This window comes from Kitasatospora sp. NPDC004289 (assembly GCF_053602875.1).
Genome location: NZ_JBSGEL010000007.1, coordinates 127,921 through 142,811 on the forward strand (window position 1 = coordinate 127,921; position 14,891 = coordinate 142,811).

The following is a 14,891-nucleotide window of genomic DNA, read 5'->3' on the forward strand; positions in this document are numbered from 1 at the left end:
GGGCGGGGCACGGGCGGATCCCGCCGGGGAGGGGAAGGCCTCCCTCCCGGGAGGGAGCCGCCGACCGCAGGGGCCTGGCACGATGGGCAGATGCTCAAGACGATCTTCGCGCCGGTGTTCTCGCCGGTCACCTACGCCCGCTGGCTGCACCTGGTGATCGGCATGATCTTCGCCGGGATGGTGCTGTTCGTCTACCCGGGGATCGAGCCCGGGGTCGGGGTGGCCGAGATGATCGCCAAGTGGGCGGCGCTGGTCTCCGTGCTGCTGGTGCTGGTGGCGCTGATCCCGGCGGTCCGGCGGGCCGAGGGCGTTCAGGCCCGGCTGCTGCTGGTGCCGGAGCGCGAGGAGGAGATCGGCACCGCCTCCTCGGTGGGCTGGGTCGACCGTCGGCGGACGGCGGCCTGGCTGCTGGGCCGGACCGCGCTGGGCCTGCCGGTGGGCTACGTCTCGTTGTTCGGGGTGGCGGGCGCGGTCTCCACCGTCTCGTACGTGGCGGAGGGGCGGCACCCGAAGCCGTTCGGCCTGCAACTGCCGGATGCCGTGCCGCCGTTGGTCTACCTGCTGGTGGTCCCGGTGGTGCTGGCCGCGCTGATCTGGTTGGTCTCGCTGGCCGGTCGGGTGCAACTGGCCATGGCGGTGCGGCTGTTGGGCCCCTCTCCGGGGGAGCGGCTGGCCGAGGCGGAGCAGCGCGCCGAGCGGCTGCTGGAACGCAACCGGCTGGCACGGGAGTTGCACGACTCGATCGGGCACGCGCTGACCGTGACGGTGCTCCAGGCGGGCGCGGCGCGGGAGGTGGCCGATCCGGCCTTCGTGGCGAAGGCGCTGGAGGTGATCGAGGAGACCGGCCGCCGGGCGATGGACGACCTGGAGCGCACCCTGGTGCTGCTGCGGGACAGCGCGGACGGCTCGGCGGTGGAGCGGCCAGGGGTGGAGCAGCTGGAGGGGCTGTTCGAGACCGCCCGGGCGGCCGGCAGCCCGGTGGTGGCGGTGGTCGCGGTGGCGCCCGGAGAACTGCCGGGGGTGCTCTCCCGGGAGTCGTACCGGATCGTCCAGGAGGCCGTCACCAACGCGCTCAAGTATGCCCCCGGGCAGCCGATCACCCTCCGACTCGCCATCGAGGACGGGGACTTGCTCATCCGCAGCGCCAACGGGCGGTCGGCGGAGGGTGCTTCCCGCAGGGGCGGGGGGAAGGGGCTGCGCGGCGTCCGGGAGCGGGCGACCCTGCTGGGCGGGGAGGCGGCCGCCGGGTGGGAGGGGGTGGAGTGGGTGCTCTCGGTGCGGCTCCCGCTACGGTTGTCGGCATGATCGACATCCTGCTGGTGGACGACGAGGAGCTGGTGCGGGCCGGGCTGCGGGCCGTACTGGAGGCCCAGGGGGACCTCCGGGTGATCGGCGAGGCCGCGGACGGCGCGGAGGCGATGGTGCTGGCCCGCACGCTGCGGCCGCACGTGGTGCTGATGGACGTCCGGATGCCCGAGGTGGACGGGCTGAGCGCGACCCGGGCGATCCTGGCCTCGGGCGGGGCGGACGCCCCGAAGATCCTGGTGGTCACCACCTTCGAGAACGACGACTACGTCTACGAGGCGCTGCGGGCCGGCGCCGACGGCTTCCTGCTCAAGCGCTCGCGGCCGGCCGAGATCGCGCACGCGGTCCGGCTGGTGGCGGCGGGCGAGTCGCTGCTCTTCCCGGCCGCGATCCGCCGGCTGGCGGGGGAGCGGGCCAACCGTCCCGCCCGGGAGGCGCTGGACCGGGCCGGGCTGACGGAGCGTGAGGCGGAGGTGCTGCGGCTGGTGGCGCAGGGGCTCTCGAACGGGGAGATCGCCGAGCGGCTCTTCCTGGGCGTGCAGACCGTCAAGACGCACGTCAGCAGCGTGCTCGGGAAGCTCGGCGCGCGGGACCGGACGCAGGCGGTGATCGTGGCGTACGAGTCGGGGTTCGTGCCCAGGTAGGGGTGGGTGTGCGCGGCGGTCCGGGTATGGGCGTTTTGGGATGGTATGTCTGACTCCATGAAACGACGGGTCGCGGTGGCGGGTTGTACGGCGGTGGCACTGGGTGCGTTGGCGATGGTGCCCTCGATGGCGGTGGGGCCGCGGGCGGTGGATCCGAACGCGCTGGCCACCTCGGAGCTGGTGAAGCTGACCCAGCAGAAGGTGGACCCGATCGGGATGACCGCCTTCAGCGGCGTCTACGGCACGGCGGACAGCGTGGCCATCGGCGACACCGACAACGGGGACTTCAGCGACCCCGACGGGGTGCTCACCAAGCTGACCATCGCCACCCAGGTCAGCCGGACCGACGCGGCCGAGAGCAAGATCTACGGGCAGGCCCAGCTCACCGACCTGGTGATGACCCACAACAGCAGGCCGCTGCTGGCCATCCGGTCCACGGCCGAGAGCGGCGTGGCGTCGATCGACTCCTACGCGGAGTGCGTGCCGCCGCCGATCGGGCCCTACGCGTTGGCGTACAACCGCACGGACGGCTCCCAGATCACCGTGCTCGGGCAGCGGGTCGGGGTCGGGACCACGCAGCTGAGCGTCACCGGGACGGACTTCGGGGTGCCGACCGTCGGTCCCAGCACCCTGACGGTGGTGGTGACGCCGCATCAGGACCCGCCCACCCAGAGCCGCCAGTACGACGCGGAGGCCTGGCTGGACATCCAGGTCAGCGGGGTGCTGAACGACACCGGCGGGACCCAGGTGTACCAGGGGGACATCACCACGATGCGGCTGGGCGAGGTGCACGCGCACTGCAAGGACAACACCACCCCGACCCCCACGCCGACTCCCACACCCACGCCGACCCCCACCCCGACGCCGACCCCCACGCCGACTCCCACCCCCACGCCGACTCCCACCCCGACTCCCACGCCGAGTCCGACCGTGACACCGGCGCCGAGCCCGACGCGGAGCAGCGCCCCGCCGGTCCCGGTGCCGCCGGACGGTGGCGGGAGCCTGCCGGACACCGGAGCGGGCCTCGGGTGGCAGCGGCCGGTGCTGGGGGCGTCGGTGCTCGGGCTGGTGGGTGCCGGTCTGGTGGTGGCCGGACGGCGGCTGCGGCGGCGCTGATCAGGCCGGGTAGGCGTGGGTCTGGGCCGCCTTGACGGTGGCCCAGACCGGAGTGCCCGGGGCCAGGTCGAGTTCGGCGGCCGCCGCCGGGGTGAGGTCGGCGGCCAGGTCGAGCGGCCCGGTCAGGTCCGCCCGGACCTGGTCGCCGTGCAGGTCCAGGCCGGTGACCTCCAGCTGCCAGACGTTGCGGGCGCTGGAGTCCGGCCGGGAGCGGTGCAGTTCCACGGCGGAGGGCGGGAAGGCGACGAAGGCCGGGCCGGTGAGCTCGTCGCTGGTGACCAGGGACGGGCCGCCGCCGGGGAGGGTGACGGTGTGTCCGGAGGCCTCGCCCTGGTAGAGGTTGAGGCCGACCAGGCGGGCGATGTAGTCGGTCCGGGGCCGCCGGGCGATCTCGGCCGGCGGGCCGGACTGCACCTCGCGCCCCTCCTCCACCACCACGAGCCGGTCGGCCAGCACCATCGCGTCCAGCGGATCGTGGGTGACCAGCACGGCCACCGCCTCGAACTCGGCCAGGTGGCGCCGGAGCTGGGCCCGCACGTCCAGCCGGGTCCGGGCGTCCAGGGCGGCGAGCGGCTCGTCCAGGAGGAGCAGCCGGGGGTGGACGGCGAGCGCGCGGGCGAGCGCGACGCGCTGGGCCTGGCCGCCGGAGAGCCCGGCGGGGCGGGCCTGGGCGTGCTCGGCCAGGCCCATCCGCTCCAGCCAGGGGAGGGCGGCCTCGCGGGAGGCGCGGCGGTTCATGCCCTGGCAGCGGAGGCCGAAGGCGACGTTGTCGAGGGCGGAGAGGTGGGGGAAGAGCAGGTAGTCCTGGAAGACCACGCCGACGGGCCGGGACTCGGCGGGCGTGTGGACCCCCTCGGCCGGGACCTCCAGCGGGCCGCCGTCCAGTGACAGGTGACCACCCGTCAGCGGCAGCAGCCCCGCGAGCGCCCGCAGGGCGGTGGACTTCCCGGCGCCGTTGGGCCCGAGCAGCGCCACGACCTCGCCGGGCGCGGCGGCCAGTTCGAGGTCCAGCCGGAACCCGGCCCGCCCCGCCTGCGGCGCCCGCTCGACGATCAGATGGGCATCAAGCGTCACGGGGAGACCTCTTCGGAATCGGCTACGCCGCCGGGGGCGCGAGGAACTGCGCGAAGCGGAAGGCGGCCCGGTGTGGGATCGGGGCAGGCGAGCCAGTTGCAGGTTCTGCCGTTCCCCTGCGCGCAGTTCCTCGCGCCCCCAGGGTGACCACGTTCGCCCGTGCGCCCGCCGGTCCTGCTCACGACATCCACCGGCCGCGCAGTCCGGCGAGCACCGCGATCGAGACGGCGAGCAGCACCAGGCTCAGCGCGATGGCCGCCGCGGGTTCGGACTCCATGGCCAGGTAGACGGCGAGCGGCATGGTCTGGGTCTTGCCCGGGAAGTTGCCCGCGAAGGTGATGGTGGCGCCGAACTCGCCGAGCGCGCGGGCCCAGGCGAGGACGGCGCCGGCCGCCACGCCGGGGGCGATCAGCGGGAGGGTGACGCGCCGGAAGGCGGTGAGCCGGGAGGCGCCCAGGGTGGCGGCGGCCTCCTCGTAGCGCGGGTCGGCGGCCCGCAGCGCGCCCTCCACGCTGATCACCAGGAAGGGCATCGCCACGAAGGCCTCGGCGAGCACCACCCCGGAGGTGTGGAACGGCAGGGTGACGCCGAACCAGGCGTCCAGGTACCGCCCGACGATGCCGTTGCGGCCGAGCACCAGGAGCAGCGCCACGCCGCCGACCACCGGCGGAAGCACCAGCGGCAGGGTGACCAGCGCCCGCACCAGCCCCCGTCCGGGGAACTCCGTCCGGGCGAGCAGCCAGGCGAGCGGGACCCCGAAGAGCAGGGAGAGCCCCGTCGCCGCCGTCGCGCAGAGCAGCGAGAGCCGCAGCGCCTCCCAGACCTCGGGGCTGGTGAGCTGCTCGGGCATGTCGCTCCACGGAGCGCGGATCAACAGCCCGAGCAGCGGCAGCACCAGGAAGGTGAGGCCGATCAGTGCGGGAAGCAGCAGTGCGTACGGGATCCGCGAGCGTCGCGCGGGGCGCGCCCGGCGGCCGGTGCGGGGCTGAGCAGGTGTCACGGCGCCTGGAAACCGGCCTCGGTGAGCACCCGGCGGGCGTCGGCGGACTGGACGTAGGCGGTGAAGGCGGCGGCGCCGTCGGGGTTGGGGGCCTTGGCGAGCGCGGCGATCGGGTAGTCGTTGACGGCCTGGGCGGCCTCGGGGAAGTCCACACCGTCGATCTTGGCAGCATCGGCCTTGACATCGGTCTTGTACACGAGGGAGGCGTCCACCTCGCCGAGCTCGACCTTGGTGAGCGCGCCCTTGACGTCCTGCTCCAGGGTGACGGGGGTCAGGTTGACCCCGCCGGCCTTGAGGGCGTCCAGGGCGGCGGCGCCGCACGGCACCTCCTTGGCGCAGAGCGCCACCTTGAGACCGCCGCCGGCCAGGTCCTTGAGGCCGGCGATGTGCTTCGGGTTCCCCTTGGGGACGGCGATGGCCAGCGTGTTGCGGACGAAGACCTTGGAGTCGGCGGCGGCCTTGGCGTCGGTGACGGTCTTCATGGTCTTGGTGGAGGCGGCGGCGAAGACGTCGGCCGGGGCGCCCGAGGTGATCGAGGTGGCCAGGGCGGAGGAGCCGCCGAAGTTGAAGGTCACCTTGACGCCGGGGTACGCGGTCTCGAAGCGCTTGCCGAGCTCGGTGAAGCTCTCCTTGAGCGAGGCGGCGGCGAAGACGGTGACGGTGCCGGAGAGCTTGGGGCCGGTGGCCGAGGCCGAGGGCGAGGAGCTCGTGGAACCGGAGCTGCTGCACGCGGTGAGCCCGGCGGCCAGGGCGAAGGCGGTGGCGGCCAGGGCGGCGCGGCGGACGGTGACGGTCATGTGAACGAGTCTCCTCATGATGTGGTGAGGCGATCATAGTGCCGCAGCTGCGGCTGAAATATCCCCTGTTTCATTGCACGGGCCAGGCCCGAGGGGGCGTGTGGGGAGCATGTGCGAAGTGACAGGCGACCCTCCGTGGCCGAACGCGTGCCCTATCTGGGCTGATACTCCGTCAGCTAGCGTGGGGAACGAATGCCTGTTCCATCGAGGGGGGATCCTTTGCCGACCACACAGGTTCCGGGGCCGGCCGGCCTACCGCTGCTCGGTTCGATGTTCGACCTCAAGCGCGACCCGCTGGGCACGTACCTGGCCGCGCACCGCGCGTACGGGGACGTGGTCCGGCTCACCGCCGGCCCGCCCGGGCTGCGGGTCGAGTTCTACGGGGTCTACTCCCCGGAGGGCGCCCAGCAGGTGCTGGCCGGCCAGGCGGCCAACTTCCGCAAGGAGAACAGCTTCTACGAGGAGATCCGGGCCAGCTTCGGGAACGGGCTGCTCACCTCCCAGGACACCGACTACCAGCGCCAGCGGCGGCTGATCCAGCCGCTCTTCACCCGCCGCCGGGTGGACGGCTACGCGGACGCCATCGGCATCGAGGCCGAGGCCCTGGTGGACCGCTGGGGCGGGCTGCCCGGCCCGGTGGACGCGGTGGACGAGATGTCGCGCTTCGCCCTGCGCGCCGTCTCCCGGATCCTGTTCGGCGCCGACGTGGAGACCGCGCTGGACTCGGTGCGGACCAACTTCCCCGTCCTGGCCCACTTCGTCACCGCGCGCGGATTCCAGCCGGTGCGCATCCCGCGCACCTGGCCGACGCCGACCAACCGGGAGGCGATGGCCGCCGAGCGGGCGCTGTACGAGGTCTGCGACGCGATCATCGCGGCCCGCGGCGGCGCGGCGGCCGGCTCGGACGACCTGCTCGGCCTGCTGGCCGCGGCCCGCGGCGAGGACGGCGAGCGGCTGGACGCCACCGAGCTGCGCGAGCAGGTGCTGGTCTTCCTGCTGGCCGGGCACGAGACCACCGCCACCTCGCTCACCTTCACCCTGCACCTGCTGGGCCACCACCCCGAGGTGCAGGCCCGGGTGCACGAGGAGCTGGACGGCCTGCTGGCCGGCGGCCGCCGCCCGACCGCCGCCGACTACAACGAACTCCCGTACCTGACCATGGTGTTGAAGGAGGCGATGCGGCTCTACCCGGCGGCTCCGGTGGTCGGCCGCCAGTCGGTGGCGGAGACCGTGATCGACGGCACGGTGATCCCGGCCGGGTCCAACGTGATGGTCGCCCCCTACGTCACCCACCGGCACCCGGAGCACTGGGAGGACCCGGAGCGCTTCGACCCGGAGCGCTTCACGCCCGAGGCGGAGGCCGCCCGGCACCGCTACGCCTGGTTCCCGTTCGGCGGTGGACCGCGGGCCTGCATCGGCCAGCACTTCTCGATGCTGGAGTCGGTGCTCGGTCTGGCGTCGCTGCTGCGCACCTTCGAGGTCGAGGCGCTGGACGACGAGGTGCCGCTGACCCACGGGATCACCCTGGAAGCGGCCGGCCCGGTCCGGCTGCGGCTGAAGCGCCGCTGAGGCACGGACCCCGGCTGAGCGGGAGGGCGTGCGCCCGGCGCACAGGGCGCACGCCAGTTCAGCACACGCGAGCCCCCCGGTGGGCTGCTTTTCACATCTTCTGGTGGCCCCCTTCCACCGCTGCGTAGCGTCCCGCACCTGACGCCGCATCGGACGGGGGCTCGATGGCACACCTGGATCACTTCGGCTTCGGCTGGCCGACTCCGGTCATCGCCTACGCGATGGCCTGCATCGGAGCCGCTCTCGGCCTGCGCTGCACCCTGCGCGCCCTGGAGGCTCCACCCGCCGCCCGCGCCTCGCGGCGCAACTGGCTGGTCACCGCCGCCGCCGCGATCGGCTCCGGCATCTGGACCATGCACTTCGTGGCCATGTTCGGCTTCGCCGTGGACGGCACCGAGCTGCGGTACAACGTGCCGCTCACCGTGCTCAGCCTGCTGGTCGCCGTCCTGGTGGTCGGGATCGGGGTCTTCGTGGTCGGCTACGGCCGGCACCGGGGGCGCGCGCTGCTGCTCGGCGGGCTGATCACCGGCCTCGGCGTGGCCGCCATGCACTACCTTGGGATGGCTGCGGTGCGGATGCACGGCCACCTGCGGTACGAGGCCGGCACGGTGGTGCTCTCGGTGCTGATCGCGGTCGGCGCGGCCAGTGCGGCGCTCTGGGCCGCCGTCACCATCCGCAACGTCTACGCGGCGGCCGCCGCCGCCCTGGTGATGGGCGTGGCGGTGAGCCTGATGCACTACACCGGGATGGCCGCCGTCCAGGTGGAACTGGAGCCCTCGCGGGTCGAGTTGGGCGGCGCCACGCCGATGCAGTTCATCTTCCCGCTGGCGGTCGGGCTCGGCTCGTTCCTGTTCCTGACCTCGGCCTTCGTGGCGCTCTCGCCGACCGCGCAGGAGCGTGCCGCGTACCGGGAAGCCGGCCAACTGGCCATCGAGGAAGTCTAGTTCCGCTACCGAGAGGGTCCTTTTCGATGGGAAGCCACGCCGGACCGGCCGACCGCCCCGGATGGCGGCGGCTGAAGCCGCGGACGGTACGCGCCAGGATCGTCGCCCTGCTGATGGTCCCGGTGGTGTCGGTGATGGCCCTGTGGTCCTTCGCCACCGTCACCACCGCGCAGCAGGTCGCCGACCTGCTTCGGGTCCAGCAGGTGCAGGCCGAACTGCTCACGCCGGTGGCCGCGACCGTCGGCGGCCTCCAGGCCGAACGGGCCGCGGCCGGGCAGCAGTTGGCCGCACCGGGCGCCGTCCGCGAGGCCACCCTGCGGGAGGCCGCCGACTCCACCGACCGGGCGGCCGCCCCGCTCGGGATCGGCGGCTCCTACAACCGGGCCGACGCCCGGGGCTACGGTGCCGAGGCGGCCGGCCGGCTGGACGAGCTGGGCCGCGCGCTCACCGCGGTGGCCGAGCTGCGCCGCCGGGTGCTCTCCCGCGAGGTCCGCTGGGACGAGACCTACGCCGGCTACACCGCCGCGATCGACCGGGCGCTGGAGGTCGGCGGAGCCGTCAGCGGGCTCCAGGACCACCGGGCCGGCTCGGCCGCCCGGGTGTTGCTGGAGTTCGCCCGCTCGCGCGAACTCCTGGCCCGGGAGGACGCGTTGCTCCGCACCGGTCAGCGGGCCGGGGCGCTCACCGAGGAGCAGCGGGCCGAGTTCGCGGCCGCCGTGTACGCCCGTCGGCTGTTCCAGCAGACCGCCGCGCGCGACCTGCGCCCGGCCGACCGGGCCGCGCTGGCGACCGTCACGGGAGGCCCGGACCACCGCGAACTGCTGCGCCAGGAGGACGCGGTGCGCGCCGCGCCGGACGGCCGCTCGGCCGCCGAGGCGGTCAGCGCCGAGCAGTGGATGGTGGCGGCCGGGAACGTGGCCCGCACCCTGCGCACCGTGGAGACCGAGGCCGGGGCCACCGCCGCCGCGCAGGCCCGCCCGTACGCGCTCGGGCTGTTCTCCGCCTCCGGCGCGGCGGTGCTGCTCGGCCTGGTCGCGGTGGTCGCCTCGCTGCTGATCTCGGTGCAGATCGGACGGGGCCTGGTCACCGAGCTGATCGCCCTGCGGAACTCGGCGCTGGAGCTGGCCGGGCGCAAGCTCCCTGCCACCATGCGCAGACTGAGGGCCGGTGAGGAGATCGACGTGGAGCGCGAGGCGCCGCAGCGCCCGCACGGGGCGGACGAGATCGGGCAGGTGCACGGCGCGCTCGGCTCGGTCCAGCGGGCCGCCGTCACCGCGGCGGTGGAGCGGGCGGAGGTGCTCTCCGGGGTCTCCGGGGTCTTCGTCAACCTGGCCCGGCGCAGCCAGGTGCTGGTGCACCGTCAACTCGCCCTGCTGGACGCGATGGAGCGCCGCACCGAGGACCCTGCGGAGCTGGCCGACCTGTTCCGGCTCGACCACCTGACCACCCGGATGCGCCGCCACGCGGAGGGTCTGATCATCCTCTCCGGGGCGGCCCCGGGCCGGGGCTGGCGCAATCCGGTGCCGCTGATGGACGTGGTGCGGGCCGCCGTCTCGGAGGTGGAGGAGTACCCCCGGGTGGAGGTGCACCGGCTGCCTAAGGTCGCGGTGGCCGGCCAGGCGGTGGCGGACCTGGTGCACCTGCTGGCCGAACTGGTCGAGAACGCCACCGGGTTCTCGCCCCCGCACACCAAGGTGCACGTGCGGGGAGAGCAGGTCGGCAACGGCTACGCGCTGGAGATCGAGGACCGCGGGCTGGGCATGGGCACCGAGGCGCTGGCCGAGGCCAACCGGCGGATCGAGGCCGCCGAGCAGGTCGACCTCTTCGACAGCGACCGGCTGGGCCTGTTCGTGGTCAGCAAGCTGGCCCGGCGCCAGGACGTCCGGGTCTCACTGCGCCCCTCGGCGTACGGAGGGACCACGGCGGTGGTGCTGCTGCCCAACGCACTGCTGGAGGAGGAGGGTTGGCGGGCAACGGGGCGCGGACCCTCGTCGGAGCAGCTGGAGCACACGGAGCTGCCGGAGGCGCTGGAGCTCCCCGGTCTGGCCGTCGTGCCGCCCGCCGCCGTGTCGGCCGCTGCCGGGCCGCCCGCCGCGGTGCCGCCGGCTCAGGTGCCCCCGCCCACCGCGCCGCTGGCGGTCGTGCCCCCGCTCGGGGTGCCGCCGCTGGGGCGGCCCGTGGTGACCGACCCCGACGAACTCCCGCGCCGGGTGCGGCAGGCCAGCCTGGTGCCGCAGCTGCGGCAGGCACCGGAGCAGCCCCCGGCGGCGGCCCGGCCGCCCCGCCCGGCGGGGCGCAATCCGGAGGAGGCCAGGGCCGCGATGTCCGCCTACCAGCGGGGCTGGGCCCGCGGGAAGGCCCAACGCACCGTCAGCCCGTCGTCCCCACCGGCCCCACCGGCTCCGCAGCACCCGTACACCCAGTCCGGACCGACCGAGGGAGAGCTCCGATGAACGGCACCACGCACCGCAGAGGCGAGCTCGACTGGCTGCTGGACGAGCTGGTCTCCCGTGTCCCGCAGGTCCGCTTCGCCGTGATGCTCTCCGCCGACGGCCTGGCGATCGGCAGCTCGGCCGGGATCGACCGGGAGGACGGTGACCACCTGGCCGCCGTCGCCTCCGGCTTCCACAGCCTGGCCAAGGGCGCCGGGCGGCACTTCGAGGCAGGTGAAGTCCGGCAGACCATGGTCGAGTTGGAGCACGGATTCCTCTTCGTGGCGGCCGCGGGGGAGGGCACCTGCCTGGCCGTCTTCGCCCGGGCCGACGCCGACCTCGGCCTGATCGCCTACGAGATGGCCCGGCTGGTCCGTCAGGTCGGCGAGCACCTGTACACACCACCGCGCTCGACGGTCGGCGGGTGAGCACGGTGCTCTACCCGCAGCGCCGCCACCTGGACGGCACCGCCTTCGGCTACCCGTCCGAGCCCGAGCGGCACACCCGCTGGTACGACGGCGAGGCCGGGCCGATGGTCCGCTCGTACGCGCTCGTCCAGGGCCGCACCGTGCCCACCGGGCGGGAGTTCGACCTGATCGCCCTGGTGGTCAGCGACCTGCCCGAGGGCTCCGACCCGCCGGTGGGGCCCGAGCACGGCGCGATCCTCGGCCTGTGCCGCGACGACGCCCTCTCGGTGGCCGAGATCGCCGCCGAGACCGACCTCCCGCTCGGGGTGGTCCGGGTCCTGCTCGGCGACCTGCTGACCGCCGGCTACATCCGGGTCCGCCGCCCCGTCCCGCCCGCCCTGCTCCCCGACGAGCACATCCTCCGTGAGGTCATCCATGGACTCCGCGCGCTCTGACCGCTCCTCCGCCCCTTCGGCCGACGCCGACGCCGAGGCCGACCTGGCCCTGAAGATCCTGGTGGCCGGGGGCTTCGGCGTCGGCAAGACCACCCTGGTCGGCTCGGTCAGCGAGATCCGCCCGCTGCGCACCGAGGAGCAGCTCACCCTGGCGGGGGCCGGGGTGGACGACACCGGCGGGGTGGAGCGGAAGACCACCACCACGGTGGCGATGGACTTCGGCCGGATCACCATCCGGGAGGGCCTGTCGGTCTACCTGTTCGGCACACCCGGGCAGGACCGCTTCTGGTTCCTCTGGGACGAGCTGGCCCAGGGCGCCCTGGGAGCCGTGGTGCTGGCGGACACCCGGCGGCTGACGGACTGCTTCCCGGCGGTGGACTTCTTCGAGCACCGGGGCATCCCCTTCGTGGTCGCGGTCAACCGCTTCGCCGGCACCCGCGAGTTCGGCCCCGAGGAGGTCGCCCGGGCGCTGGACCTGGACGGCTCCACCCCCGTGGTGATCTGCGACGCCCGTCGCCGGGAGTCCGGCAAGGAGGTCCTGGTCAACCTGGTGGAGCACGCGGGCCGGGTGCACGCCGCCCGTCTGCTGGAACAGGTCGGCGGCTGAGCGCGCGGCGCGATCGGCGCAGCGTCCACCGCCCGGACCGGCCGCGCCTCCCTTGACGGGCCGTCACGATCCGTACGCTGAAAATGTGATCACCTACGAGTGCCGCTCGCTGCGGACGCTGGCCGACGAGGAGCGCTGGCCCGACCTCCTCGGGCTCTACCGGGAGTCCCGCGCGGTCGGCGCCGAGCTGCGCGGCGAGGCCCAGGGGGCGGCCGAGACCGCCCCGCTCGGGCACCTGATCGCGTACGGGGCGCCGCCCGAGGTGGCGGCGCGGCTGTTCGACCCGGACGGCGGCCCGGGCAGCACCGCGACCACCGCCGACCACGACAGCGGCCCGCTCTGGGAGGTGCTGGCGACCCGTCACACCTGGCGCCGGCTGGCCCCGTTGCTCGGCCCGGAGCCGGTGCGGCGGCTGGTGCGGCACACCCGGGTGCTGCTCGGCGAGCAGCTCGGCCACGGTGCCGAGCCCGATCCCGAAGGCGTGCCGCTGGCCGCGGAGCCCTGGGAGCTGGCGGCCGGTCAGCCCGATGCCCTGGTGCGGGAGTACCTGCCGGCCGGCGGTGCGCGGCGGGCGCTGCTCACCCTGCCGGCCGGCCTGGAGGGCCTCGGCCCGGTCGAGCTGCCCGAGCGCGGGGAGCAGGTGCTCGGCCTGGCCGCGACCAGGCTGCTGGCAGCCGCCGTACCGTGGGCCACGGCCCGCTGCGTCCGGGGGGTCGCGCCGGCCGCCGCCGCACAGCTGACCCCGGAGCGCCGGGTCACCGGGGGGCATCTGCCGTTCGGCGCGGTCTACCCGGCGCTGGTGCAGGCCGCCTCCGACCGCCCGTGGCAGGGCTGCGCCGAGGGCCGCCTCGCGGTCTGGCGGATCCTGGCCGCGATGACCGGCGAGGAGGCGGGGTGCGCCCTGTCGGTGGCCGAGGTGAACGCCCTGGTCTCCCGGCTGCGCTGCTTCACCTGGTACGAGCCGGACGACGAGCTGCGCTTCCTGCACCTGGCCATGGAGGACCCGGCCACCGGCCTGTCCTGGGTGCTCAGCGGCGCCCGCCACGACCTCTGAGCGGGCCGGTGAACCCGGGGGCCGGGCCGGGGACGGCGCAGGCCCCGCCCGGTCGTGGTGTTCCCGGGCGGGGCCTGCGAGTCATGAGGGGGCGTCAGCCGGTCTTCTCCAGGACGGGTGCGGTGGCCTGCTCCGGGACGGTGCCGTGGCCGCCGTCGACCAGGGTGCTCTCGTCGAAGGGCAGCCGGCCGGCCAGCACCTCGGCCATCCGCTCCCGGTCGAGCTCCTTGGTCCAGTGGCCGATCAGCACGGTGGCCACCGCGTTGCCCGCGAAGTTGGTGAGGGCGCGGGCCTCGGACATGAAGCGGTCGATGCCCACGATCAGGCCGACGCCGTCGACCAGTTCGGGCCGGTGGGACTGCAGGCCGCCGGCCAGGGTGGCCAGGCCCGCGCCGGTGACCCCGGCCGCGCCCTTGCTGGCGATCACCATGAAGACCAGCAGGCCGAGCTGCTGACCGAGGGACATCGGCTTGTCCAGCGCCTCGGAGATGAAGATCGAGGCCATGGTGAGGTAGATCGCGGTGCCGTCGAGGTTGAAGGAGTAGCCCGTCGGCACGGTGATGCCGACCACCGGGCGGCTCACCCCGAGGTGCTCCATCTTGGCGATCAGCCGGGGCAGGGCGCTCTCCGAGGAGGAGGTCGACAGGATCAGCAGGAACTCCCGGCCGAGGTAGCGCAGCAGGCCGAAGACGTTCACCCCGGCGGCGAGCCGCAGCAGCCCGCCGAGCACCACCACCACGAACAGCAGACAGGTCAGGTAGAAGCCGATCATGATGACGGCGAGGCTCTTCAGGGCCGCCGTCCCGGTCGCCCCGACCACGGCGGCGATGGCGCCGAAGGCACCGACCGGCGCCAGCCACATGATCATCGACATCACCCGGAACACCAGCCGCTGCACGTGCTCGATCCCGCGCAGCACCGGGGCGCCGGCGGAGCCCATCGCCTGGAGCGCGAAGCCGGCCAGCAGCGCGACCAGCAGGGTCTGCAGCACCTTGCCCTCGGTGAGGGCCGAGAGGAGCGTGGTGGGGATGATCCCGAGCAGGAAGTCGGTGGTGGACTGCGCGTGCCCGGCGGTGGCCTGGGCGTGGCCGGCCTTGGCCAGCGCCTGGGTCAGGTGCAGGCCGGAGCCGGGCTCCAGCAGGTTGCCGACCAGCAGGCCGATGGCCAGCGCGACGGTGGACATCACCAGGAAGTAGCCGAGCGCGAGGCCGCCGACCCGGCCGACCTTGGCCGCCTTGGTCACCGAGCCGATGCCGAGCACGATGGTGCAGAAGATCACCGGGCTGATCATCATCTTGATCAGGTTCACGAACCCGGTGCCGACCGGCTTGAGCTCCACCGCGAAGTCCGGCGCGGCCAGACCGACCACGACACCGGCCAGCACGGCGACGATCACCGCGAGGTAGAGGTAGTGCGTCCGGTCTCTGCGGCCCGGGGCTGCTGTCCTGGTCATGGGGGAGGCTCCTTCGCCTGGGTACGACGTCGAC

At 74.1% G+C, this 14,891-nt stretch carries 14 protein-coding genes; 10 read left to right on the top strand and 4 right to left on the bottom strand.

Annotated features, from left to right (window positions below; all coding sequences use genetic code 11):
* The first annotated feature begins 90 nt into the window (after positions 1-90).
* The 3 genes from ACWEPF_RS06945 to ACWEPF_RS06955 are packed head-to-tail and all read left to right on the top strand — an operon-like array spanning position 91 to position 3,065.
* Positions 91-1,305 (top strand): sensor histidine kinase, encoded by a 1,215-nt coding sequence (locus tag ACWEPF_RS06945; RefSeq protein ID WP_452171732.1) that lies wholly within the window; start codon positions 91-93, stop codon positions 1,303-1,305.
* A complete protein-coding gene (locus ACWEPF_RS06950; protein ID WP_452171733.1) occupies positions 1,302-1,949 on the top strand; it encodes a response regulator in 648 nt (215 codons plus the stop codon). Before ACWEPF_RS06945 ends, ACWEPF_RS06950 begins: the two co-directional genes overlap by 4 nt.
* A 57-nt stretch (positions 1,950-2,006) precedes the next feature.
* Entirely contained in the window at positions 2,007-3,065 is a 1,059-nt protein-coding gene (locus ACWEPF_RS06955; protein ID WP_452171734.1) for a hypothetical protein, read from the top strand.
* Here the strand turns inward: ACWEPF_RS06955 and ACWEPF_RS06960 are convergent, their stop codons facing one another.
* The 3 genes from ACWEPF_RS06960 to modA all read right to left on the bottom strand — a co-directional run bounded on the left by ACWEPF_RS06960 (position 3,066) and on the right by modA (position 5,936).
* The gene (locus tag ACWEPF_RS06960; protein ID WP_452171735.1) at positions 3,066-4,139 is read right to left on the bottom strand and encodes an ABC transporter ATP-binding protein; all 1,074 of its coding nucleotides are present in this window, start codon (positions 4,137-4,139) and stop codon (positions 3,066-3,068) included.
* A gap of 178 nt (positions 4,140-4,317) precedes the next feature.
* Positions 4,318-5,139: an ABC transporter permease gene (locus tag ACWEPF_RS06965; protein WP_345279139.1), complete on the bottom strand. Its 822-nt coding sequence runs from the start codon at positions 5,137-5,139 to the stop codon at positions 4,318-4,320.
* Positions 5,136-5,936: a molybdate ABC transporter substrate-binding protein gene (gene modA / locus ACWEPF_RS06970; protein ID WP_345279137.1), complete on the bottom strand. Its 801-nt coding sequence runs from the start codon at positions 5,934-5,936 to the stop codon at positions 5,136-5,138. The genes ACWEPF_RS06965 and modA overlap by 4 nt, the downstream gene beginning before the upstream one ends.
* Positions 5,937-6,128: 192 nt before the next feature.
* Here modA and ACWEPF_RS06975 point away from each other — a divergent pair, with 192 nt between their 5' ends.
* From ACWEPF_RS06975 to ACWEPF_RS07005, 7 genes are all read left to right on the top strand, one after another.
* Positions 6,129-7,505: a cytochrome P450 gene (locus tag ACWEPF_RS06975; RefSeq protein WP_449794631.1), complete on the top strand. Its 1,377-nt coding sequence runs from the start codon at positions 6,129-6,131 to the stop codon at positions 7,503-7,505.
* A gap of 164 nt (positions 7,506-7,669) precedes the next feature.
* Positions 7,670-8,449: an MHYT domain-containing protein gene (locus tag ACWEPF_RS06980; protein WP_452171736.1), complete on the top strand. Its 780-nt coding sequence runs from the start codon at positions 7,670-7,672 to the stop codon at positions 8,447-8,449.
* A gap of 26 nt (positions 8,450-8,475) precedes the next feature.
* The gene (locus tag ACWEPF_RS06985; RefSeq protein WP_452171737.1) at positions 8,476-10,902 is read left to right on the top strand and encodes a sensor histidine kinase; all 2,427 of its coding nucleotides are present in this window, start codon (positions 8,476-8,478) and stop codon (positions 10,900-10,902) included.
* Positions 10,899-11,309, top strand: coding sequence for a roadblock/LC7 domain-containing protein (locus ACWEPF_RS06990; protein ID WP_345279128.1), 411 nt, complete (start codon positions 10,899-10,901; stop codon positions 11,307-11,309). Before ACWEPF_RS06985 ends, ACWEPF_RS06990 begins: the two co-directional genes overlap by 4 nt.
* A gap of 104 nt (positions 11,310-11,413) precedes the next feature.
* Complete coding sequence (locus ACWEPF_RS06995; protein WP_452171782.1) at positions 11,414-11,743, top strand: DUF742 domain-containing protein; 330 nt, start codon at positions 11,414-11,416, stop codon at positions 11,741-11,743.
* Positions 11,724-12,350, top strand: a complete 627-nt coding sequence (locus ACWEPF_RS07000; RefSeq protein ID WP_452171738.1) for a GTP-binding protein — start codon at positions 11,724-11,726, stop codon at positions 12,348-12,350. Before ACWEPF_RS06995 ends, ACWEPF_RS07000 begins: the two co-directional genes overlap by 20 nt.
* An 85-nt stretch (positions 12,351-12,435) precedes the next feature.
* The gene (locus tag ACWEPF_RS07005; protein WP_452171739.1) at positions 12,436-13,404 is read left to right on the top strand and encodes a hypothetical protein; all 969 of its coding nucleotides are present in this window, start codon (positions 12,436-12,438) and stop codon (positions 13,402-13,404) included.
* A gap of 94 nt (positions 13,405-13,498) precedes the next feature.
* Here the strand turns inward: ACWEPF_RS07005 and ACWEPF_RS07010 are convergent, their stop codons facing one another.
* Positions 13,499-14,857, bottom strand: a complete 1,359-nt coding sequence (locus tag ACWEPF_RS07010; RefSeq protein ID WP_452171740.1) for a cation:dicarboxylate symporter family transporter — start codon at positions 14,855-14,857, stop codon at positions 13,499-13,501.
* Positions 14,858-14,891: the final 34 nt, after the last annotated feature.